At 73.4% G+C, this 18,924-nt stretch carries 18 protein-coding genes; 9 read left to right on the top strand and 9 right to left on the bottom strand.

The window, feature by feature from the left end:
- Positions 1-78 precede the first annotated feature (78 nt).
- Together ACTVZO_RS05855 and ACTVZO_RS05850 are read right to left on the bottom strand one after the other, a co-directional pair.
- The gene (locus tag ACTVZO_RS05855) at positions 79-540 is read right to left on the bottom strand and encodes an SAM-dependent methyltransferase (protein WP_443297350.1); all 462 of its coding nucleotides are present in this window, start codon (positions 538-540) and stop codon (positions 79-81) included.
- Between the two features lie 43 nt (positions 541-583).
- Positions 584-1,363 carry a hypothetical protein gene (locus ACTVZO_RS05850; protein ID WP_443297349.1) on the bottom strand — a complete coding sequence of 260 codons (780 nt, stop codon included), beginning with the start codon at positions 1,361-1,363 and terminating at the stop codon, positions 584-586.
- Between the two features lie 135 nt (positions 1,364-1,498).
- On the opposite strand from ACTVZO_RS05850, the gene ACTVZO_RS05845 reads away from it, so the two are divergent.
- Complete coding sequence (locus tag ACTVZO_RS05845) at positions 1,499-2,413, top strand: oxygenase MpaB family protein (RefSeq protein ID WP_443297348.1); 915 nt, start codon at positions 1,499-1,501, stop codon at positions 2,411-2,413.
- 51 nt (positions 2,414-2,464) lie between these two features.
- On the opposite strand, the gene ACTVZO_RS05840 is transcribed toward ACTVZO_RS05845, so the two are convergent.
- On the bottom strand, positions 2,465-3,064 hold the full coding sequence (locus ACTVZO_RS05840; RefSeq protein WP_443297347.1) for a class I SAM-dependent methyltransferase: 600 nt from the start codon (positions 3,062-3,064) through the stop codon (positions 2,465-2,467).
- A gap of 177 nt (positions 3,065-3,241) precedes the next feature.
- Here ACTVZO_RS05840 and ACTVZO_RS05835 point away from each other — a divergent pair, with 177 nt between their 5' ends.
- The 5 genes from ACTVZO_RS05835 to ACTVZO_RS05815 all read left to right on the top strand — a co-directional run bounded on the left by ACTVZO_RS05835 (position 3,242) and on the right by ACTVZO_RS05815 (position 8,256).
- Positions 3,242-4,021: an MHYT domain-containing protein gene (locus ACTVZO_RS05835; RefSeq protein WP_443303053.1), complete on the top strand. Its 780-nt coding sequence runs from the start codon at positions 3,242-3,244 to the stop codon at positions 4,019-4,021.
- 113 nt (positions 4,022-4,134) lie between these two features.
- Positions 4,135-6,771 (top strand): sensor histidine kinase, encoded by a 2,637-nt coding sequence (locus ACTVZO_RS05830; RefSeq protein WP_443297346.1) that lies wholly within the window; start codon positions 4,135-4,137, stop codon positions 6,769-6,771.
- Positions 6,771-7,217: a roadblock/LC7 domain-containing protein gene (locus tag ACTVZO_RS05825; RefSeq protein WP_443297345.1), complete on the top strand. Its 447-nt coding sequence runs from the start codon at positions 6,771-6,773 to the stop codon at positions 7,215-7,217. Before ACTVZO_RS05830 ends, ACTVZO_RS05825 begins: the two co-directional genes overlap by 1 nt.
- 17 nt (positions 7,218-7,234) lie before the next feature.
- Complete coding sequence (locus tag ACTVZO_RS05820; protein ID WP_069919003.1) at positions 7,235-7,615, top strand: DUF742 domain-containing protein; 381 nt, start codon at positions 7,235-7,237, stop codon at positions 7,613-7,615.
- Complete coding sequence (locus ACTVZO_RS05815) at positions 7,615-8,256, top strand: GTP-binding protein (protein ID WP_443297344.1); 642 nt, start codon at positions 7,615-7,617, stop codon at positions 8,254-8,256. Before ACTVZO_RS05820 ends, ACTVZO_RS05815 begins: the two co-directional genes overlap by 1 nt.
- Positions 8,257-8,308: 52 nt before the next feature.
- On the opposite strand, the gene ACTVZO_RS05810 is transcribed toward ACTVZO_RS05815, so the two are convergent.
- Entirely contained in the window at positions 8,309-8,746 is a 438-nt protein-coding gene (locus tag ACTVZO_RS05810) for a PPOX class F420-dependent oxidoreductase (RefSeq protein WP_443297343.1), read from the bottom strand.
- A gap of 105 nt (positions 8,747-8,851) precedes the next feature.
- Here ACTVZO_RS05810 and ACTVZO_RS05805 point away from each other — a divergent pair, with 105 nt between their 5' ends.
- Both ACTVZO_RS05805 and ACTVZO_RS05800 read left to right on the top strand, forming a co-directional pair.
- Positions 8,852-9,250: a roadblock/LC7 domain-containing protein gene (locus ACTVZO_RS05805; protein ID WP_443297342.1), complete on the top strand. Its 399-nt coding sequence runs from the start codon at positions 8,852-8,854 to the stop codon at positions 9,248-9,250.
- A 106-nt stretch (positions 9,251-9,356) separates the two neighbouring features.
- Positions 9,357-10,256: a DUF6397 family protein gene (locus tag ACTVZO_RS05800; RefSeq protein ID WP_443297341.1), complete on the top strand. Its 900-nt coding sequence runs from the start codon at positions 9,357-9,359 to the stop codon at positions 10,254-10,256.
- Here the strand turns inward: ACTVZO_RS05800 and ACTVZO_RS05795 are convergent.
- The 3 genes from ACTVZO_RS05795 to ACTVZO_RS05785 form a co-directional block, all read right to left on the bottom strand.
- Positions 10,220-10,621 carry a YchJ family protein gene (locus tag ACTVZO_RS05795; RefSeq protein WP_443297340.1) on the bottom strand — a complete coding sequence of 134 codons (402 nt, stop codon included), beginning with the start codon at positions 10,619-10,621 and terminating at the stop codon, positions 10,220-10,222. The genes ACTVZO_RS05800 and ACTVZO_RS05795 overlap by 37 nt on opposite strands.
- A gap of 69 nt (positions 10,622-10,690) precedes the next feature.
- Positions 10,691-11,584, bottom strand: a complete 894-nt coding sequence (locus tag ACTVZO_RS05790) for an acyl-CoA thioesterase (RefSeq protein WP_443297339.1) — start codon at positions 11,582-11,584, stop codon at positions 10,691-10,693.
- Positions 11,585-11,672: 88 nt separating this feature from the next.
- Positions 11,673-14,195, bottom strand: a complete 2,523-nt coding sequence (locus ACTVZO_RS05785; RefSeq protein WP_443297338.1) for a DEAD/DEAH box helicase — start codon at positions 14,193-14,195, stop codon at positions 11,673-11,675.
- 157 nt (positions 14,196-14,352) lie between these two features.
- On the opposite strand from ACTVZO_RS05785, the gene ACTVZO_RS05780 reads away from it, so the two are divergent.
- Positions 14,353-15,144 (top strand): metal-dependent hydrolase, encoded by a 792-nt coding sequence (locus tag ACTVZO_RS05780; protein WP_443297337.1) that lies wholly within the window; start codon positions 14,353-14,355, stop codon positions 15,142-15,144.
- Positions 15,145-15,251: 107 nt separating this feature from the next.
- Here ACTVZO_RS05780 and ACTVZO_RS05775 read toward each other — a convergent pair whose 3' ends face one another.
- Together ACTVZO_RS05775 and ACTVZO_RS05770 are read right to left on the bottom strand one after the other, a co-directional pair.
- Entirely contained in the window at positions 15,252-17,033 is a 1,782-nt protein-coding gene (locus ACTVZO_RS05775; RefSeq protein WP_443297336.1) for an ABC transporter ATP-binding protein, read from the bottom strand.
- The gene (locus ACTVZO_RS05770) at positions 17,030-18,856 is read right to left on the bottom strand and encodes an ABC transporter transmembrane domain-containing protein (RefSeq protein ID WP_443297335.1); all 1,827 of its coding nucleotides are present in this window, start codon (positions 18,854-18,856) and stop codon (positions 17,030-17,032) included. Before ACTVZO_RS05770 ends, ACTVZO_RS05775 begins: the two co-directional genes overlap by 4 nt.
- Positions 18,857-18,924 lie beyond the last annotated feature (68 nt).

Raw genomic sequence — 18,924 nt, 5'->3', positions numbered from 1 at the left:
GGCCGAGGCGTGAGGCCGATGCCCGAGGCGAGGTGTCCTGCGGTCGGAAGGCCGGAAGGCCGGTGTCCGGCGGTCCGCTCAGTAGTAGCCGTGCATCAGGGCCGTCGCCCACTCGGGCTGCCGCAGTTCGCCGCGGGGGCCGAACTCCGCCATGTACGGCTTCAGATCGAGCACGGGCGTGCCGTCCACCGCGTCGAGGCCCTCCACGTGGACGTCGAGACCGTCCACCTTCACCACCCGGCACCGCGAGACGCCGAGCCGGTTCGGCCGGTTCTTGCCGCGCTGGGCGAAGATGCCGACCAGCGGCCAGTCCGGATTGCCCCGGGGGCGGCGCGCGCCCGTCTCGACCTTCTCCGCCGGCACCCGGTCGAAGTGGTAGACGACCTCGACGTGCGTAAAGTCCTCCAGCCCGTACAGCGCCTCCGGGCCGAACCGGCCGGCGTCCAGGCGGATCACCGCGCTCTCGCGTCCCCAGTCGTCGTCGGCCACCTCCGCGCGGCCACCCACGACCACGCCCACCGGCTCGCACTCCACCGTCATCGCTTCCCCGTTCTCCCGTTCCCCTCGCACGGCCCGTACGTGATCACACCGGGCGCACCGCGACGCGGTCCAGCGCCGCCAGCAGCTCCGGCAGGTCGGTCTTCCCGTCGCGCGGCACCGCGATCACCCCGCTCGGCTCCTCGTCGAGCAGGACGAAGGCGGCGTCACCGGTACGGGCCACCAGCGACCAGCCGGGACCGTCCGCCCGCAGGGTGCGGGCCTCCTCGGCCGCGAAGGAGGAGCGCACCCGGCCGGCCGGGTGCGGGGCCAGCGTGTACGCCAGGGCCTCGGCCAGCGCCCGCGCGAGCCCGGGGTGCGTGGCGGCGGCCGCCCCGCCGTCCAGCGCCTCGCGCTCGCGCCAGTCGTCCCACTGCCGGGCGATCTGGTCCGCGGCCATCCGCCGCTGCACCGGCCCCCAGGTCTCCGCCGAGGGCGGGGCCAGCGGCACCCGCCCGGTGCCGTCCGCACCCTGCTCCGGATCGTGCGGTTCGGGGATCCCCGCGGCCGCCACCGACAGCTCCAGCGGCCAGCCGGCCAGCGAGACCACGATCGACCGCTCGTCGGGGGACAGGTCGTAGTCCATCCCGCAGTCCCAGGAGGCGATGGCCGTGGCCACGAGCGAGACGTCGTCCACGACGACCGTCCAGCGCGCGCCCTCCTCGTCCTGGCCGAGCACCAGCCCGTAGCCCTCCCCGTCCGGCGCCACGCCCAGCAGGGCGCAGGCCTCGGGGAAGTCGTCGCCCAGGACGCTGGGGAACTGCGCGGGGGTCAGCAGCACGGCGGTCAGCACGTACAGCGAGCCGCCACCCTCGTCGTCGGACACCTGGCCTCCCCATTGCTCTCTCGTCGGCGCACCTTAACCAGCGGGTAACCCACCCGTCGAGGGTCTGCGGCCGACGATTTCCAAGGCCGCCACCTGCACGTAGAGTTGGCAGCCCGCCACAGAAAGGGACACCCGGTGCAGCGTTACGACCGGCTGAGGGAGATCCTCCGTCTCGATCCCGACAAGGACTTCCTGGCCATCTACCGGCTCACCGCCACCTACGAGTTCCCGTGGGACTTCGCCCGGGCCCTGGAGCTCGCCCTGTTCCGCACCTATGCCGTCCCCTCCATCGGCGGGCTGCTGGCCGAGACCGGCGAGTTCACGGACCGCACCCAGAAGCGCTACGACGACACCGCGCTGCTCCTCGACGCCATCGTGGAGCACGGTTTCGAGCACGGCACCGCGCGCACCGCGATCCGCCGCGTCAACCAGATGCACCGCAGCTACGACATCTCCAACGAGGACATGCGCTACGTCCTGTGCACGTTCGTGGTGATTCCGGCACGCTGGCTGGATGCGTACGGCTGGCGTCCGCTGACCCACCACGAGCGCCGCGCCTCCGCCACCTACTACGCCACCCTGGGCGGCCACCTGGGCATCACGGACGTTCCCGGCTCCTTCGAGGAGTTCGAGTCCACGCTCGACGCCTACGAGGAGGAGCGGTTCGGCTGGGACGAGGGCGCCCGCAAGGTCGCGGACTCCACGCTGGACCTGATGGCCTCCTGGTACCCCGCGCCGCTCGCCCCCGCCGTCCGCGGCGTGGGCCTGGCCCTCCTGGACGAGCCGCTGCTGGACGCCTTCCGGCTCACCCGCCCGCGCCCCCGGGTGCGGCGGCTGGTGCAGGGCGCCCTGCGGCTGCGCGGGCGCGCGGTCCGGCTGCTGCCTCCGCGCAAGGCCCCGCACTACGGCCGGCAGAACCCGGAGATCAAGAGCTACCCCGGCGGCTACGACGTGGGTGAGCTCGGCACCTTCCCCGTGCCCGGCAGGGGCGGCTGCCCCGTTCCGCATCCCCGCCGGCCCGCCGGAGCCGAGGCTCAGCCTCCGGCGTGATCCGGGTACGTCCGCGCATCCCGGGCAAGGGGCCGACGTACGGCGCATGTGTCAGCCGTGGCGCACGGCCAGGGCCAGGAAGCGGGCGTCCTCGTCGGCGTACGAGGTCATCTCCCAGCCCGAACGGGCCAGCAGCGGGCCGAGGTTGTGCTCGGCCCGCAGGTCCTGCGGGGTCAGCTCGCGGCCCTGGCGGGCGGCGAGGGCCGCTCGCCCGATCGGGTGGAACAGCGCGAGCCGGCCGCCGGGGCGGACCACCCGGGCCAGTTCGCGCAGGTTCGCGTCCGGGTCGGGCAGGTGCGCGACCAGTCCGGCGGCGAACACGGCGTCCAGCGCCCCGTCGCGCAGCGGCAGCCGGGCCACGTCCGCGAGCAGCAGCGCGCCCTGCGCGCCCCGGCCCGCCCGCTGCGCGGCGGCCAGCATCTGCGGGGTGAGGTCGGCCCCGAGGACGACGCCGGCGGTTCCGACGGCGGCGCGCAGCGGGGTCAGGGCCCGCCCGGTGCCGCACCCCGCGTCGAGCACGCGGTCCCCCGCCCGCAGCCCGAACTCGGCGACGGCGGTCGCGAAGGCGGGCGCGTCGCCGGGGAACTTTCGGTCCCATGCGGCGGCGCGTGCCCCGAAGAACTCCTGCACGTGCGTGTGGTCTTCGCTCATGTGCCCATGATCCCCCACCGGCGGGCGGACGCGGGCCTGCGGACCGTGTGCAAGGAGGCACGCGGCGTGATCGAACACGAACGTATCTCTGTCATATTCCAGCAGTTACAGCTGCTTTCGAAATGCTCCCCCTGTTCGCGCCCTCACCCGGACTAGCGTCCGGTGGCCATGGGACACCTGGGACACCTGGACCACGCCGCCTACGGCTGGCTGACACCCGTGCTGTCATACGTGATGGCCTGCATCGGCGCCGCCCTCGGGCTGCGCTGCACCGTCCGCGCGCTCGCCGCGACGGGCGCCTCCCGGCGCAACTGGCTGCTCACCGCGGCCTCCGCGATCGGCACCGGCATCTGGACGATGCACTTCGTCGCGATGCTCGGCTTCGATGTCAACGGCACCGAGATCCACTACAACGTGCCGCTCACCGTCCTCAGCCTGGTCGTCGCCATGCTGGTGGTCGGCGCGGGGGTGTTCGCCGTCGGTTACGGCAAGGAACGCGGCCGGGCCCTGGTCCTGGGCGGCCTCACCACCGGCCTCGGCGTCGCCAGCATGCACTACCTGGGTATGGCCGCCCTGCGGCTGCACGGCCGCGTCAGCTACGACCCGCTCACCGTCGGCCTCTCCGTCGTCATCGCCGTGGTCGCGGCCACCGCCGCCCTGTGGGCCGCGCTCAACATCAAGTCCCCGGTGGCCGTGGCCGTCGCCTCGCTCGTCATGGGCGCGGCGGTCAGCAGCATGCACTACACCGGGATGACCGCCGTCGCCGTCAGTGTCACCCCCTCGGACGCCGCCCTGCCCGGGGCCACCGCCATGCAGTTCATCTTTCCGCTCGCCGTCGGGCTGGGCTCGTACCTGTTCATCACCGCCGCCTTCGTCGCACTGTCGCCGACCGCCGACGAGCGGGCCGCCTCCGACTCCGTCCGGAGCCTGGGGGAGCGCGCCGCGGCCGCCCACTGACCCGCACCGACCCCACTGACTCCCAGCGCGCGCACGCCGAACCCTCCGCACGCCGAACCACCCGTACACCGCACCACCCGCACCCGTCGGTACCGCCCCGGAACGAGGAGCCCATGCGCACACCCCGCAGACAACCGGAAGCAGCGGCGCCGCGGCTCCCCGCGCCGGCGGGCGGCCACGGCGCGGGAACGGGCCGCCGTGCCCACGCCGGACCGCCGGCCGACGAACACCCCGAGCAGGCACTCCGGCAACCCGCCCCGGCCGGTCCGCCGCACGACCGGAGCCCCCGGCTGCGGCTGCGCCCCGCGACCGTCCGCGCGAAGATCGTCTCGCTGCTGATGGTCCCCGTCGTCTCCCTCCTCGCCCTCTGGGCCTTCGCCACCGTCAGCACGGCCCAGGACATCGCCCGGCTCACCCGCGTCCAGCAGGTCGACGCCGAGATACGCACCCCCGTCGCCGCCGCCGTCACCGAGATCCAGGCCGAGCGGCGGGCCGCCGTACGCCTCCTCGCCGATCCCGCCGCGGACCCGGCCGCCCTGGACCAGCAGGCCCGGCGCACCGACGCCGCCGTCCGGCGGCTGCGGCTCGGAGAGCGCAACACCGCCGCCGACTCCGGCGACTACGGCTCGGACATCGTGGTCCGCCTCGGGGCCTTCGTCTCCGACGCCGAGGCCCTGGAGTCCGCCCGCAAGGACATCACCGGGCGCCGCGCCACCCCCGAAGCCGCGTACGAGATCTACACCCGCGTAGTGGAATCGGCCCTCACCGTCGGCGGCGCCCTGACCGGCGGGCAGGACGCCGAACTCGGCCCCGACTCCCGGGTCCTGCTGGAATTCGCCCGGGCCGCGGAGCTCCTCTCCCGGGAGGACGCCCTGCTCGCCGTACCCGGCCCGCGCAGCGCCGAAACGCTTCGCCAGCTGACCGGCACGATCGAGACCCGCCGCGCCCTCACCGCCGCCGCGGCCCGCGACCTGCCGCCCGACCAGCAGGACGCCTGGCAGTCCGTCGCCAAGAGCGCCGCCTACGCCGACCTCACCGCCGCCGAGGACCGGGCGCTGGCGGCCGGCGCCGCCAAGGACGCGCGCGGGGTGCCCGCCGGATGGGAGGCCGCCCACAACGGCATCGCCGCCTCGATGCACGAGATCGAGGGGGCCGCGCACGCCGCGGCCGCCGACCGGGCCGATCCGTTCGCCGAAGGGGCACTCAGCCCGGCCGGAGCCGCCGTGCTGCTGGGCCTGGCCGCCGTCGCCGCCTCGCTGGTCATCTCCGTCCGCATCGGCCGCGTCCTGGTCGTGGAGCTGGTCTCGCTGCGCAACACGGCGCTGGAGATCGCCCACCGCAAACTCCCGTACGCCATGGAGCGGCTCCGGGCGGGCCGGGCCGACGAGATCGACATCGCCGCCGAGACCTCGGCCGGACCGCCCGCCGACGACGAGATCACCCAGGTCGGCGAGGCCCTGGCCACCGTCCACCGGGCCGCCCTCAGTGCCGCCGTCGAACGGGCCGAGCTGGCCAGCGGCGTCTCCGGGGTGTTCGTCAACCTCGCCCGCCGCAGCCAGGTCCTCGTACACAAGCAGCTCACCTTGCTCGACTCCATGGAACGGCGCGCGGACGACCCGAACGAGCTCGGCGACCTCTTCCGGCTCGACCACCTGACCACCCGGATGCGCCGGCACGCGGAGAGCCTGATCATCCTGTCGGGTGCGGCCCCCGGCCGGGCCTGGCGGATGCCGGTACCCCTCACCAACGTCGTACGGGCCGCCGTCTCCGAGATCGAGGACTACCCCCGGGTCGAGGTGCGCCAGCTCGCGGAGGCCGCCGTGGTCGGGGGAGCCGTCGCCGACCTCACCCACCTGCTGGCCGAACTCATCGAGAACGCCGCCCAGTTCTCCCCGCCGCACACCAAGGTGCGCGTCAGCGGCGAGCCGGTCGGCGCCGGATACGTCCTGGAGATCGAGGACCGCGGCCTCGGCATGGGCCGCGAGACCCTGAGCGACGCCAACCGGCGCATCGAGCAGTCCGAGGCGCTCGACCTCTTCGACAGCGACCGGCTCGGTCTCTTCGTCGTCAGCCGCCTCTCGTCCCGGCACGGTGTGAAGGTGCACCTGCGGACCTCGCCGTACGGGGGCACCACCGCCGTGGTGCTGCTGCCGAACTCCATGCTCCAGGGCGCGATCACGGCCGGCGCCCCGGAGCCCGGGCACGGGGCCGGGGCCGGGGCCGCCGCCGAGACGCGGACCGCGGCGCCGGCGGCGCCCGTAACGGCCGTCGCACCGGCCGCCCGGCCGGCCCCTGAGCCGCAGCCGGCCGGGCGGGCGGAGCAGCCGCCCGCGATGACCGTCGTACGGGAGGACGCGCGCGGGCTCGCAGACCCGGACCCCGTGCCCGTCCGTCCGGAGCCCCGGCCCGCCCCGGTGGCCGCACTGCGGCCCCGTAACGCGGGCGGCGCGCCCACGGGTGCGCACGTCGCCGCACCCCCCTCCGCCTCGGTGACGGAACTCCCGCGCCGCGTCCGCCAGGCCAGCCTGGTCCCGCAGCTGCGCGAGACGCCCGCCCCCAAGGCCCCGGCGGGCGCGCCCCTCGCCGGCGATCCGCCCGGGCGCAGCCCGGAGCAGGCCCGGGACCGGATGGCCGCGTACCGGGCCGGCTGGGTCCGCGGCGCCCAGGAGAACTCCCCGCACGCGGGCCGCGAGGTCCGCGATGGTCGCGAAGGCCGTGAAGGCAGCGCAGGCAGCAAAGGAGAAGTGTGATGATCGAACACCAGAGAATCGGCCTCGACGGAAGCGTCCGCAGGTCGGGTGAACTGGACTGGCTGCTGGACGACATGGTGGTCCGGGTCCGGGAGGTCCGGCACACGGTGGTGCTGTCCAACGACGGCCTGCCGGTGGGCGCTTCCAGCGGGCTCAGCCGCGAGGACGCCGAGCACCTGGCCGCCGTGGCATCCGGCTTCCACAGCCTGGCCAAGGGCGCGGGCCGGCACTTCCACGCCGGGGGCGTGCGCCAGACGATGGTCGAGATGGACGGGGGCTTCCTCTTCGTCGCGGCCGCCGGGGACGGATCCTGTCTGGCCGTGCTCAGCGGCGCCGGCGCCGACATCGGGCTGATCGCCTATGAGATGGCCCGCCTGGTGAAGCAGGTCGGCGAGCACCTCTACACCCCGCCCCGGTTCGCGGCGCGTCCGCCGGCCGCCGGCTGAGGGCGGCGGTCCGGCACATGAACGGCCAGTGGTACGACGCCGACGCGGGCCCGCTCGTCCGTCCGTACGCGATGACCGGCGGGCGTACGAAGCCGGGGCCCCACGGGGTCCGCTTCGACCTGATCGCACTGGTCGTCGTGGATCCGGAGGGCACGGATGCGGCCGCCGAGTCGCTGCTCGGCCCGGAACACCGGGCCCTGCTCGGACTCTGCCGGTCCGAGACCCAGTCGGTGGCGGAGCTCGCCGCCGACGCCGACCTGCCCGTGGGGGTGGTGCGGGTGCTCCTCGGCGACCTGCTGGAGGGCGGACACGTCAAGGTCAGCAGGCCGGTACCGCCCGCACAGCTGCCGGACGAGCGGATTCTGCGGGAAGTCATCGAGGGATTGCGAGCGCTGTGATGGGACTGCACGACGACGGACCGGCCGACCCCGGCCCCGGGGACGACACCGAACTGGCCGCGCTCGCGCTGAAGATCCTGGTCGCCGGCGGCTTCGGGGTCGGCAAGACCACGCTGGTCGGCGCGGTGAGCGAGATCAGGCCGCTGCGCACGGAGGAGCTGCTGAGCGAGGCGGGCGAACTCGTCGACGACACGGGCGGGGTGGACCAGAAGACGACCACCACCGTGGCCATGGACTTCGGGCGGATCACCATCCGCTCCGGACTGTCCCTCTACCTGTTCGGCACACCGGGCCAGGACCGCTTCTGGTTCCTGTGGGACGAGCTGTCCCAAGGGGCGCTGGGCGCGGTGGTGCTCGCGGACACGCGGCGGCTGGAGGACTGCTTCCCGGCGGTGGACTACTTCGAGCACCGGCGCATCCCGTTCGTGGTGGCCGTCAACTGCTTCACCGACGCGCGGCGTTACGGGGCCCTCGACGTGTCGAGGGCCCTGGACCTGGACCAGGGCACGCCGGTGGTGCTGTGCGACGCGCGGGACAAGGACTCGGGGAAGGAAGTGCTGATCAGGCTGGTCGAGTACGCCGGGCGGGTGCACACCGCCCGGCTGCTGGACTCGGTGGAGCCGCAGGCCGGTTCGGTGTGAGGCCGGGCGGCTGCCGGGTCTGGGGCTCCGGGGTCGGGGAACCGGGGTCCGCTCAGTCGGCGATCCCGGCCATGGCGATCACCTTGTCGATGGAGACGCGGACGAGGAGCTCGCCGGGGACGGCGTTGCGCCTGCCGAAGGCTTCCCCGCGCTCTTCGCCCATGTAGCGGGAGCCGATCCGGGTGGCCCAGTGCAGGTTCGCCTCCGGGTCGTCGGCGTGCTCGCTGATCTCGGCGCGGCCCTGGAGCACCACGTAGGAGAACGGCGGCCGGTCGTCGTCCACGCACAGCGCGACCCGGCCGTCACGGGCCAGGTTCCGTCCCTTCACCGTGTCCTTGCCGGTGTTGAACACGAAGGAGTCCCCGTCGAGCACGAACCAGATTGGAGCGATGTGGGGACTGCCGTCCTCGCGGACGGTGGAGAGCTTTCCGGTGCGGGTGGAGTGGGAGACGAACTCCCGCCATTCCTCTTGCGTCATCTTCTTCGCCATGAGGACATCCTCCTTGCCGGAAAGGCACTGGTGGGGAAGGCTTGCGGGACGACTATGCGGGGGACGGCGCGGCCGTGCGGGCGCGTCGACGGGGAGGGGCTCGGAATGGCACTGGACAAGCAGCTCGACTGGCTGCTGGACGATCTGACGCGCAGGGTCCAACAGGTGCGGCATGCGGTGGTGCTGTCCAACGACGGCCTGGTGACGGGCGCGAGCGCCGGGCTGGCGCGGGAGGACGCGGAGCACCTGGCGGCCGTCGCGGCCGGACTGCAGAGCCTGGCCAAGGGGTCGGGGCGGCACTTCCGGGCCGGGGAGGTCCGGCAGACGATGGTCGAGTACGACGAAGGGGTGCTGTTCGTCATGGCCGCGGGCGCGGGCAGCTCCCTGTGCGTGCTGAGCGCCTCGGAGGCGGACATCGGGCAGGTCGCGTACGAGATGACGCTGCTGGTCAACCGGGTGGGTGAGCACCTGGGGGTCGCGGAGCGGCGCGTCACCGGGGGCTGAGGCCACCGGGGTCGTCCACCGGGGTTGTCCACAGGGCTCGCGGGGTGTCGTCGCGCTGAGTTACGGTCTTCACACAGAGTGACCGATGCTCGTGGGGGAGACCGTGATGATGACAACGACGACGACCATGGCGACGACCATGGCGACGACGATGGCGATGCAGCCGGGGGCCGTGGCCGTGCTCCGGGTAGCCGTGCCCAGGGAGGCCGTGCCGGCCGACGGCCCCGGTGAGGTGCTGGTGGGCGGTGCACAGGCCGCCGGGGAACTGGGGCTGACCCGGGGGGAGTTCGCCCGGGCCGTCCAGCTGGGGATCGTACGGGCCGGACCCTCGGCGCCCGGCCGGGCCGCCCGCTACACGCGCGCCGAGCTGGACCGGGTCAGGGCCGCCGAGGGCCGGCCGGGCGAGGGCGGGGCCCAGGCGCTGCGCGAGCGGGTGGCCACCGTGGCCGGAGCGGAGGCGGCGGCCGGGGTGCTGGGCGTCGGACCGAGCCGGTTCACCCGGCTCGCCCGCTGCGGGCATCTCACCCCGGTCGGCTACCGGATCAACCGGTACCGGGCGGTGGTGTGGCTCTACCTGACCGCGGAGCTGCGGGAGTTCGCGGCGCGGGAGCCGGCGCGGCTGCGCGGGGTCGCACCCCCGGCGGACCGCGATCTGCTGGAGGCCAGAGCCGACCTGCGCCCGGGGAAGTGGCGGGGGCGGCACGTCGGGCTGCTGCTGAGACGGACCGCCGACCCGTGGGAGCGGGCCGCGGTGCTGGCGTCCGTGCTCCCGGAGGAGGAACTGCTGCGGGCGGTGCCCGACCCGGCGGAGCGGATCGTGCTGGCCGCCCTCGCCCCGCCCCCGCCGTACGGGCATCCGCAGGCGCCGGCGGCCGCGGCCGTGGCCCTGCGGCTGCTGAAGGCCGGGCCGCCCGAGGAGGTCCACCGGTACCGCACCAGCCTGGACTTCGCCCTGAGCGGGGCGCGCGGTCAGTCGAAGTCGACGGGGGACAGCGGGCCGACGTAGACCCAGGCCCCCGCCTCGCGGGAGAAGTCGCTGTGCTCGTGCAGCGAGCCGGTGTGCCCGCCCTCGCGGTAGTGCGCCCGGAACTCCACCGAGCCCTCCGTCTCGAACATCCCGCCGCGCTCGGTCGCGAGGATCTCCAGGCGCTCCCAGCGCTGACCCGGGTCCAGGTCGAGACGGGCCGGACGGGTCGAGGAGTGCCAGGAGCGCAGCAGGTAGGCGGTGTCGCCGACGGCGAAGGCGCTGAACCGGGAGCGCATCAGGCGTTCGGCGGTGGGTGCCTGCTGGGCGCCGGAGTGGAAGCGGCCGCAGCACTCCGGGTAGGCGGCGGGCAGCCCGCAGGGGCAGGGGAGGGCCGGGGTGGGCATGGGTGGGCTCGGTTCCTCGTGGAGGGCGGGGACGGCGGGGACGGGCGGGGGCTGCGGCGGCTTCGCGGACTACCGGGCAGGCCGCGGAGGCTGAGCGGGATACGGGCGGAAGAGGCCCTCCTGGACCACGGAGACCAGCAGCCGGCCTTCCAGGTCGTAGATGCGGCCCCGGGCAAGACCCCGGCCGCCGTGCGCGATGGGCGACTCCTGGTCGTACAGGAACCACTCGTCCGCCCGGAACGGCCGGTGAAACCACATGGCGTGGTCGAGGCTCGCCATGTCGAACCCGCGCATCCCCCACAGGGGTTCCACCGGGATGCGCACGGCATCGAGGAGGGTCATGTCACTGGCGTACGTGAGGGCGCAGGTGTGCACGAGCGGGTCGTCGCCCAGCGGGCCGACCGCCCGCATCCACACGGCGCTGCGCGGATCGGCGTCCTTGAGCTCCTCGGGAGTCCAGCGCAGCCGGTCCACGTACCGGATGTCGAAGGGCTGGCGGCGGGCCATCCGCTCCAGCGCCTCGGGCAGGGAGCCCAGGTGCTCGCGGATCTCGTCCGCGACCTTCGGCAGCGAGTCCGGGTGGGGGAAGTCGAGGCGGGGAGGCAGCTGGTGCTCGATGCCGCCCTCCTCCGGATGGTGGAAGGAGGCGGTGAGATTGAAGATCGTCTTGCCCTGCTGGACCGCGGTGACCCGGCGCGTGGTGAAGGACCGCCCGTCGCGCACCCGCTCCACCTGGTACACGATCGGCACCCCGGGGATCCCGGGGCGCAGGAAGTACGCGTGCAGCGAGTGGACCGGGCGGTCGCTCTCCAGGGTGCGGCCCGCGGCGACCAGGGCCTGGCCAGCGACCTGGCCGCCGAAGACGCGCTGGAGGGACTCCTGCGGGCTGGCGCCGCGGAAGATGTTGACCTCGATCTGCTCCAGATCGAGCAGGTCGACGAGTCTCTCGGCGGGGTTCGTCATCAGAGGTTCTCCACTGTCGGGTCCGGGCGGGGCCGGCGGGAAGCGGGAGCCGGCGGTTCCTGTGGGCCGCCGGGGGTGGGCGGTGCGCTCAGAGCGCACCGAGCTCACCGACCGAGGTGACCCGGAGGACGGCCCGGCCCTCCTCGTCGGAGGCCGCGAGGTCGACCTCGGCGCTGATGCCCCAGCCATGGTCCCCGTTGGGGTCGGCGAAGGTCTGGCGGACGCGCCACAGACCGTGCGCCGGGTCCTCCTCGATCTGGAGGAGCTTGGGGCCGCGGGCGTCGGGGCCGGTCCCGAGGTCGTCGTACTCGTCCCAGTAGCCGTCCATGGCCTCGCCCCAGGCGTCCGCGTCCCAGCCGGACTCGGCGTCCAGCTCGCCCAGCACGTTCACGTGGTCGAGGGCGGCCAGCTCCACCCGGCGGAACATGGCGTTGCGGACCAGGACGCGGAAGGCGCGGGCGTTCGCCGTGACCGGCTTGACCTGGTCGGCCTTCTCCTGGGCCTGCTCCGACGTCTCCACCTCCGGGTTCGCCAGCTGCTCCCACTCGTCGAGCAGGCTGGAGTCGACCTGGCGGACCAGCTCGCCGAGCCAGGCGATCAGGTCCTCGAGGTCCTCGGACTTGAGGTCGTCGGGGATGGTGTGGTCCAGCGCCTTGAACGCGCTCGCGAGGTAGCGCAGCACGATGCCCTCGGTGCGGGCCAGCTCGTAGAAGGAGGTGAACTCGGTGAAGGTCATCGCGCGTTCGTACATGTCGCGGATGATCGACTTCGGGGAGACCGGGTGGTCGCGCACCCACGGGTGGCTCTTGGCGTACACGTCGTAGGCGTGGGAGAGGAGTTCCTCGAGGGGCTTGGGATAGGTGACGTCCTGGAGCCGCTCCATCCGCTCCTCGTACTCGATCCCGTCGGCCTTCATCTGGCCGACCTGGATGCCGCGTTCCTTGTTCTGCTGGGCGGCCAGGATCTGCCGCGGGTCGTCCAGCGTGGACTCCACGACGGACACCATGTCCAGCGCGTAGGAGGGGGACTCCGGGTCCAGCAGGTCGAAGGAGGCGAGCGCGAAGGTGGACAGCGGCTGGTTGAGCGCGAAGTCCTGCTGGAGGTCGACGGTCAGCCGGATGGTGCGGCCCTCGGCGTCCGGGGTGTCGAGCTTCTCGACCACGCCGCCGTCGAGCAGCGAGCGGTAGATCGCGATGGCCCGGCGGATGTGCCGCAGCTGTGCCTTGCGCGGCTCGTGGTTGTCCTCGAGGAGGTGGCGCATCGCCTGGAAGGCGTCGCCCGGACGGGCGATGACCGACAGCAGCATGATGTTGGTGACCTTGAAGCGCGAGGTCAGCGCCTCCGGGTCGGCGCCGATGAGCTTCTCGAACGTGGTGTCCGACCAGGCGACGAAACCCTCGGGAGCCTTCTTGCGCACCACCTTGCGGCGCTTCTTCGGGTCGTCGCCCGCCTTGGCGAGCGCCTTCTCGTTCTCGATGACGTGCTCGGGCGCCTGGGCGACGACATAGCCCGCCGTGTCGAAGCCGGCCCGGCCGGCCCGGCCGGCGATCTGGTGGAACTCGCGGGCGCGCAGCGTGCGGACCCGGTTGCCGTCGTACTTGGTGAGCGCGGTGAACAGCACGGTGCGGATCGGGACGTTCACCCCGACGCCCAGGGTGTCGGTTCCGCAGATCACCTTCAGCAGACCGGCCTGCGCCAGCTTCTCGACCAGGCGGCGGTACTTGGGCAGCATGCCCGCGTGGTGCACGCCGATGCCGTGCCGGACGTAGCGGGACAGGTTCTGGCCGAACTTGGTGGTGAAGCGGAAGTTGCCGATGAGATCGGCGATCTTGTCCTTCTCCTCGCGGGTGCACATGTTGATGCTCATGAGCGACTGCGCCCGCTCGACCGCCTGCGCCTGGGTGAAGTGCACGATGTACACCGGGGCCTGCCGGGTCTCCAGCAGCTCGGTGATCGTATCGGTGATCGGCGTGGTCACGTACTCGTACGACAGCGGGACGGGCCGGGTCGCCGAGCGGACCACGGAGGTGGGCCGGCCGGTGCGCCGGGTCAGGTCCTCCTCGAACCGCTTCATGTCGCCGAGCGTCGCCGACATCAGGATGAACTGGGCCTGCGGCAGCTCCAGCAGCGGGATCTGCCAGGCCCAGCCGCGGTCCGGCTCCGCATAGAAGTGGAACTCGTCCATCACGACCTGGCCGATGTCGGCGTGCTTGCCGTCGCGCAGGGCGATGGAGGCCAGCACCTCGGCGGTGCAGCAGATCACCGGGGCGTCGGCGTTCACCGAGGCGTCGCCGGTCAGCATGCCGACGTTCTCGGTGCCGAAGAGCTTGCACAGGTCGAAGAACTTCTCCGACACCAGTGCCTTGATCGGGGCGGTGTAGAAGGTGACCTTGTCCTGCGCCAGGGCGGTGAAGTGCGCGCCCGCAGCGACCAGGCTCTTGCCCGAGCCGGTCGGGGTGGACAGGATCACGTTCGCCCCGGAGACGACCTCGATCAGCGCCTCCTCCTGCGCCGGGTACAGGGCGATGCCCTGGTCCTCCGCCCACGAGGAGAAAGCCTCGAAGAGGGCGTCGGGGTCGGCGTTCGGCGGGAGCTGATCAATGAGGGTCACGCCCCCCATCTTGCCTGGCTTCCCCCCGGATGAGGGAACCGGCGGACGGAAGGAAGATCATCGACGGTACGCTGTGCCGTCGAGACGGCCCGAGCGAAACCGTCGACAGGGCCCGAGAACGGCATCACACACCACACCACCGGGGCGGGGAACGACCATGATGGGTCCGGCGCATTCACTCTCGGGGGCAGCGGCCTGGCTGGGGGTGGGCGCGGCGACGGCCGCGGCCGGGCACCCCATGCCGTGGCCGGTGCTCGTGGTCGGCGCGCTGATCTGCGCCGGGGCGGCCCTCGCCCCCGACCTCGACCACAAGTCGGCGACGATCTCGCGGGCCTTCGGCCCCCTGTCCCGGGGCCTGTGCGAGGTGGTCGACAAGATCTCCTACGCCGTCTACAAGGCCACCCGCTCGCCCAAGGACGCCCGCCGCACCGGGGGCCACCGCACCCTCACCCACACCTGGCTCTGGGCCGTCCTCATCGGCGGGGGCGCCTCCGCGCTGGCCGTGACCGCGGACCGCTGGGGCGTGCTCGCGCTGCTCTTCGTCCACCTGGTGCTGGCGGTCGAAGGCCTGCTCTGGCGGGCCGCCCGGATGTCCAGCGACGTCCTGGTGTGGCTGCTCGGCGCCACCAGCGCGTGGATCCTGGCCGGAGTGCTCGACCAGCCCGGCAACGGCGCGGGCTGGCTGTTCACCGGGCCGGGCCAGGAGTACCTCTGGCTCGGCCTGCCGATCCTGCTCGGGGCCCTCGTCCACGACATCGGCGACGCCCTGACGGTCTCCGGCTGCCCGGTCCTGTGGCCGATCCCGATCGCGGGCAAGCGCTGGTACCCGATCGGCCCGCCGAAGATGATGCGCTTCCGGGCCGGCAGCTGGGTGGAGCTCAAGGTGCTGATGCCGGTGTTCGTCCTGCTGGGCGGCTTCGGCGGAGCCTCGGCCCTCGGCTTCCTCTAGGGCCTGTCGTCAAACACCCGTCGTCGCCCGGAGGGCGGCCCTGCGGTCAGTACTTCGGCGGCCGGACCGGCGGGTCCGGCGGGTCCGGCCGCCGAAGCGCAGCACGGTCACCCGTGCCAGGAGCGCCACAGCGCCGCGTACGCCCCGTCGGCCGCGACCAGCTCGTCGTGCGAGCCGAGTTCGCTGATCCGGCCGCCCTCGACCACCGCGATCACGTCCGCGTCGTGCGCGGTGTGCAGCCGGTGCGCGATCGCGATGACCGTACGCCCGTCCAGCACCCGGGCCAGGGACCGCTCCAGGTGCCGCGCCGCCCGCGGGTCCAGCAGCGAGGTCGCCTCGTCCAGCACCAGCGTGTGCGGGTCCGCCAGCACCAGCCGGGCCAGCGCGATCTGCTGCGCCTGCGCCGGGGTCAGCGCCGTCCCGCCGGAACCGACCTCGGTGTCCAGACCGGCCTCCAGGGCACGCGCCCAGCCGTCCGCGTCCACCGCGCCCAGCGCCGCCCACAACTCCGCGTCCCCGGCGCCCGACCTGGCCAGCCGCAGGTTGTCCCGCAGCGAGCCGACGAACACGTGGTGCTCCTGGTTGACCAGCGCCACGTGCTCGCGCACCCGCTCCGCAGGCATCTGCGACAGCCGCGCCCCGCCCAGGGTGATCTCACCGGTGCGCGGCGCGTAGATGCCCGCGAGCAGCCGGCCCAGCGTGGACTTGCCGGCGCCCGAGGGCCCGACCAGCGCCATCCGGGTGCCCGGCGGCACGGACATGGACACCTGGTGCAGTACGTCCACGCCCTCCCGGTACCCGAAGTGCACCTCGTCCGCCCGCACGTCCCGGCCCTCGGGCCCCAGCTTCGCGTCGCCGGCCTCCGGCTCGATCTCCCGCACGCCGACCAGCCGGGCCAGCGACACCTGGGCGATCTGCAGCTCGTCGTACCAGCGCAGGATCAGGCCGATCGGATCGACCATCATCTGGGCCAGCAGCGCACCCGTGGTCAGCTGTCCCACCGACATCCAGCCCCGCAGCACGCAGTAGCCGCCGATCATCAGCACGGAGCCGAGGATCGTCACGTAGGTGACGTTGACGACCGGGAACAGGACCGTCCGAAGGAACAGCGTGTACCGCTCCCACGCCGTCCACTCCTTGATCCGGCGCTCCGACAGCGCGATCCGGCCCGGCCCGAGGCGGTGCGCCTCGACCGTGCGGCCCGCGTCCACCGTCTCGGTCAGGGCGGCCGCGACCGCCGCGTATCCGGCGGCCTCCGAGCGGTACGCCGACGGCGCCCGCCGGAAGTACCAGCGGCAGCCGATCACCAGCACCGGCAGCGCCACCAGCGCGGCGAGCGCCAGCGGCGGCGCGGTCACGGCCAGCGCCCCGTAGAGCAGCCCCGCCCACACCACGCCGATGGCCAGCTGCGGCACGGCCTCGCGCATCGCGTTGGCCAGCCGGTCGATGTCGGTGGTGATCCGCGACAGCAGATCGCCCGTGCCGGCGCGCTCCAGCACGCCCGGCGGCAGCCCCACCGACCGCACCAGGAAGTCCTCGCGCAGGTCGGCGAGCATCTCCTCACCGAGCATGGCCCCGCGCAGCCGGACCAGCCGGACGAAGAAGGTCTGCACGGCGAGCGCCAGCGCGAACAGCAGCGCCACGCGCCCCAGATGCAGTTCGCGGGCCCCTGCCGCGAGATCGTCCACGGTCGTGCCCAGCAGGTACGGGCCGACCATGGAGGCGATCACCGCGACCGCGTTCACCGTCACGAGCACCACGAAGGCCCGCCGGTGGCGCCGGAACAGGTCGCGCACATAGCCCCGTACGGTCACCGACGTGCCCACGGGCAGGGTCGCGGCCGATTCGGGGGCCGCCGGATCGTAGTCCGGCCGGGCCAGGCCGATCATGCGGATTCCTCGATTTCCGTGAGTGCTTCCAGCTGGGGCAGTTCAACGCGGGCGAGCTCCTGCTCGTCCTCCGTCTCGCGGGTGACCACCGCCCGGTAGAGCGGTTCGCGGTGCAGCAGTTCGCGGTGCGTACCGGCCGCCGCCACCGTTCCCCCGTGGACGAGGACGACCCGGTCGGCGCGGTCCAGCAGCAGCGGCGAGGAGGCCAGCACCACCGTGGTGCGCCCGGCGCGCAGCACCGCGATCCCGTCCGCGATCCGTGCCTCGGTGTGCGAGTCGACCGCCGAGGTCGGCTCGTCCAGCACCAGCACCTCAGGGTCCGTGGCCAGGGACCGCGCCAGCGCGAGCCGCTGGCGCTGCCCGCCGGACAGCGACCGGCCGCGCTCGGTGATCCGCGCGTCCATCGGGTCGTCCACCCCGTCCGGCGCCGACTGGAGCAGAGCGTCCAGCACGTCCGCGCACTGGGCCGCCGCCAGCGCGGCACCGGACTCGACCGCCCCGGAGGACGGTACGGCGAACAGGTCGTGCAGGGTTCCGGACAGCAGCACCGGATCCTTGTCCTGTACGAGGACCAGCGTGCGCGCGGTGTCCAGTTCGAGCTCGTCCAGCGCGACCCCGCCGAGGAGCACCGAGGGCCCGTCGGCGGCCGTGTCCGTGGGATGGCCGCCGAGCCGCTCGGCGAGCCGCCCCGCCACGTCCGGGTCCCCGCACACGACGGCGGTGAACCGCCCCGCCGCGGCCAGCAGCCCGGTCTCCGGGTCGTACAGGTCCCCGCCCGGGGCCGGGGCCTTCGCCGCCACGGCGGCCGCCGGACGCTCGCCGTCCTCCGTACGCGTCAGCGACAGCACCCGGGCGGCCCGCGTGGCGGAGGGCCGCGAGAAGGAGTACGCCATGGCGATCTCCTCGAAGTGCCGCAGCGGGTAGAGCATCGTCGCCACCGCGCTGAACGCCGCGACGAGTTCAGCCACCGCGATGCGCCCGTCGGCCACGAGCGCGGCGCCGTACCAGACCACCGTGATCATCAGCACGCCCGGCAGCAGCACCTGGATCGCGGAGATCAGCGCCCACATCCTGGCGCTGCGCACGGACGCTTCGCGGACCTGCTGCGAGGCCTCCCGGTAGCGGCCGAGGAACAGTTCCTCGCCGCCGATGCCCCGCAGCACCCGCAGGCCCGCGACGGTGTCGGAGGCCAGCTCGGTCGCCTTGCCCGCCTTGTCCCGCTGGACGTCGGCGCGCTGCGTGGCGCGCGGCAGCAGCGGCAGCGCGGCGAGAGCGACCAGCGGCACGCCGACGGCCACGACCACGCCCAGGTCGGGCGCGTAGAACAGCAGGCCGACACAGATCAGGACGACGGAGAAGAGCGCGGCCAGGAAGCGCGAGATGGCCTCGACGAACCAGCCGATCTTCTCCACGTCCGCGGTGGAGACCGCGACCACCTCGCCCGCGGCGACCCGGCGGGTCAGCGCGGAGCCCAGTTCGGCGGTCTTGCGCGCGAGCAGCTGCTGTACGCGCGCCGCGGCGGTGATCCAGTTGGTGACGGCGGTGCGGTGCAGCATGGCGTCGCCGACCGAGATGGCGACGCCGAGCAGCGCGAGCAGCCCGCCGACGAGCAGCAGCCGGGTGGAGTCGCGGTCGACGACCGCGCCGACGCCCATGCCGACCGCGTACGGAAGTCCGGCGACTCCCGAGAAGTGCAGCAGTCCCCAGCACAGGCTCTTGAGCTGTCCGCCCAGCTGGCCCCGGCCCAGCCACCACAGGAAACGCGGACCGGAACGGGCGTCGGGTACCCCGGGATCCCGATACGGAAGATCGCTGATCTGCATGACGCCCCATGACTGGTCGAGTGGTCCAAACCGTGCAAGGTTCGCCTTCCGGGCTCCTGCCCGGCAAT

The organism is Streptomyces sp. IBSNAI002 (assembly GCF_052244475.1).
Classification (GTDB): Bacteria; Actinomycetota; Actinomycetes; order Streptomycetales; family Streptomycetaceae; genus Streptomyces.
Note: the sequence above shows the minus strand (reverse complement) of the source record. Positions and strands in the feature narration are given on the sequence as shown.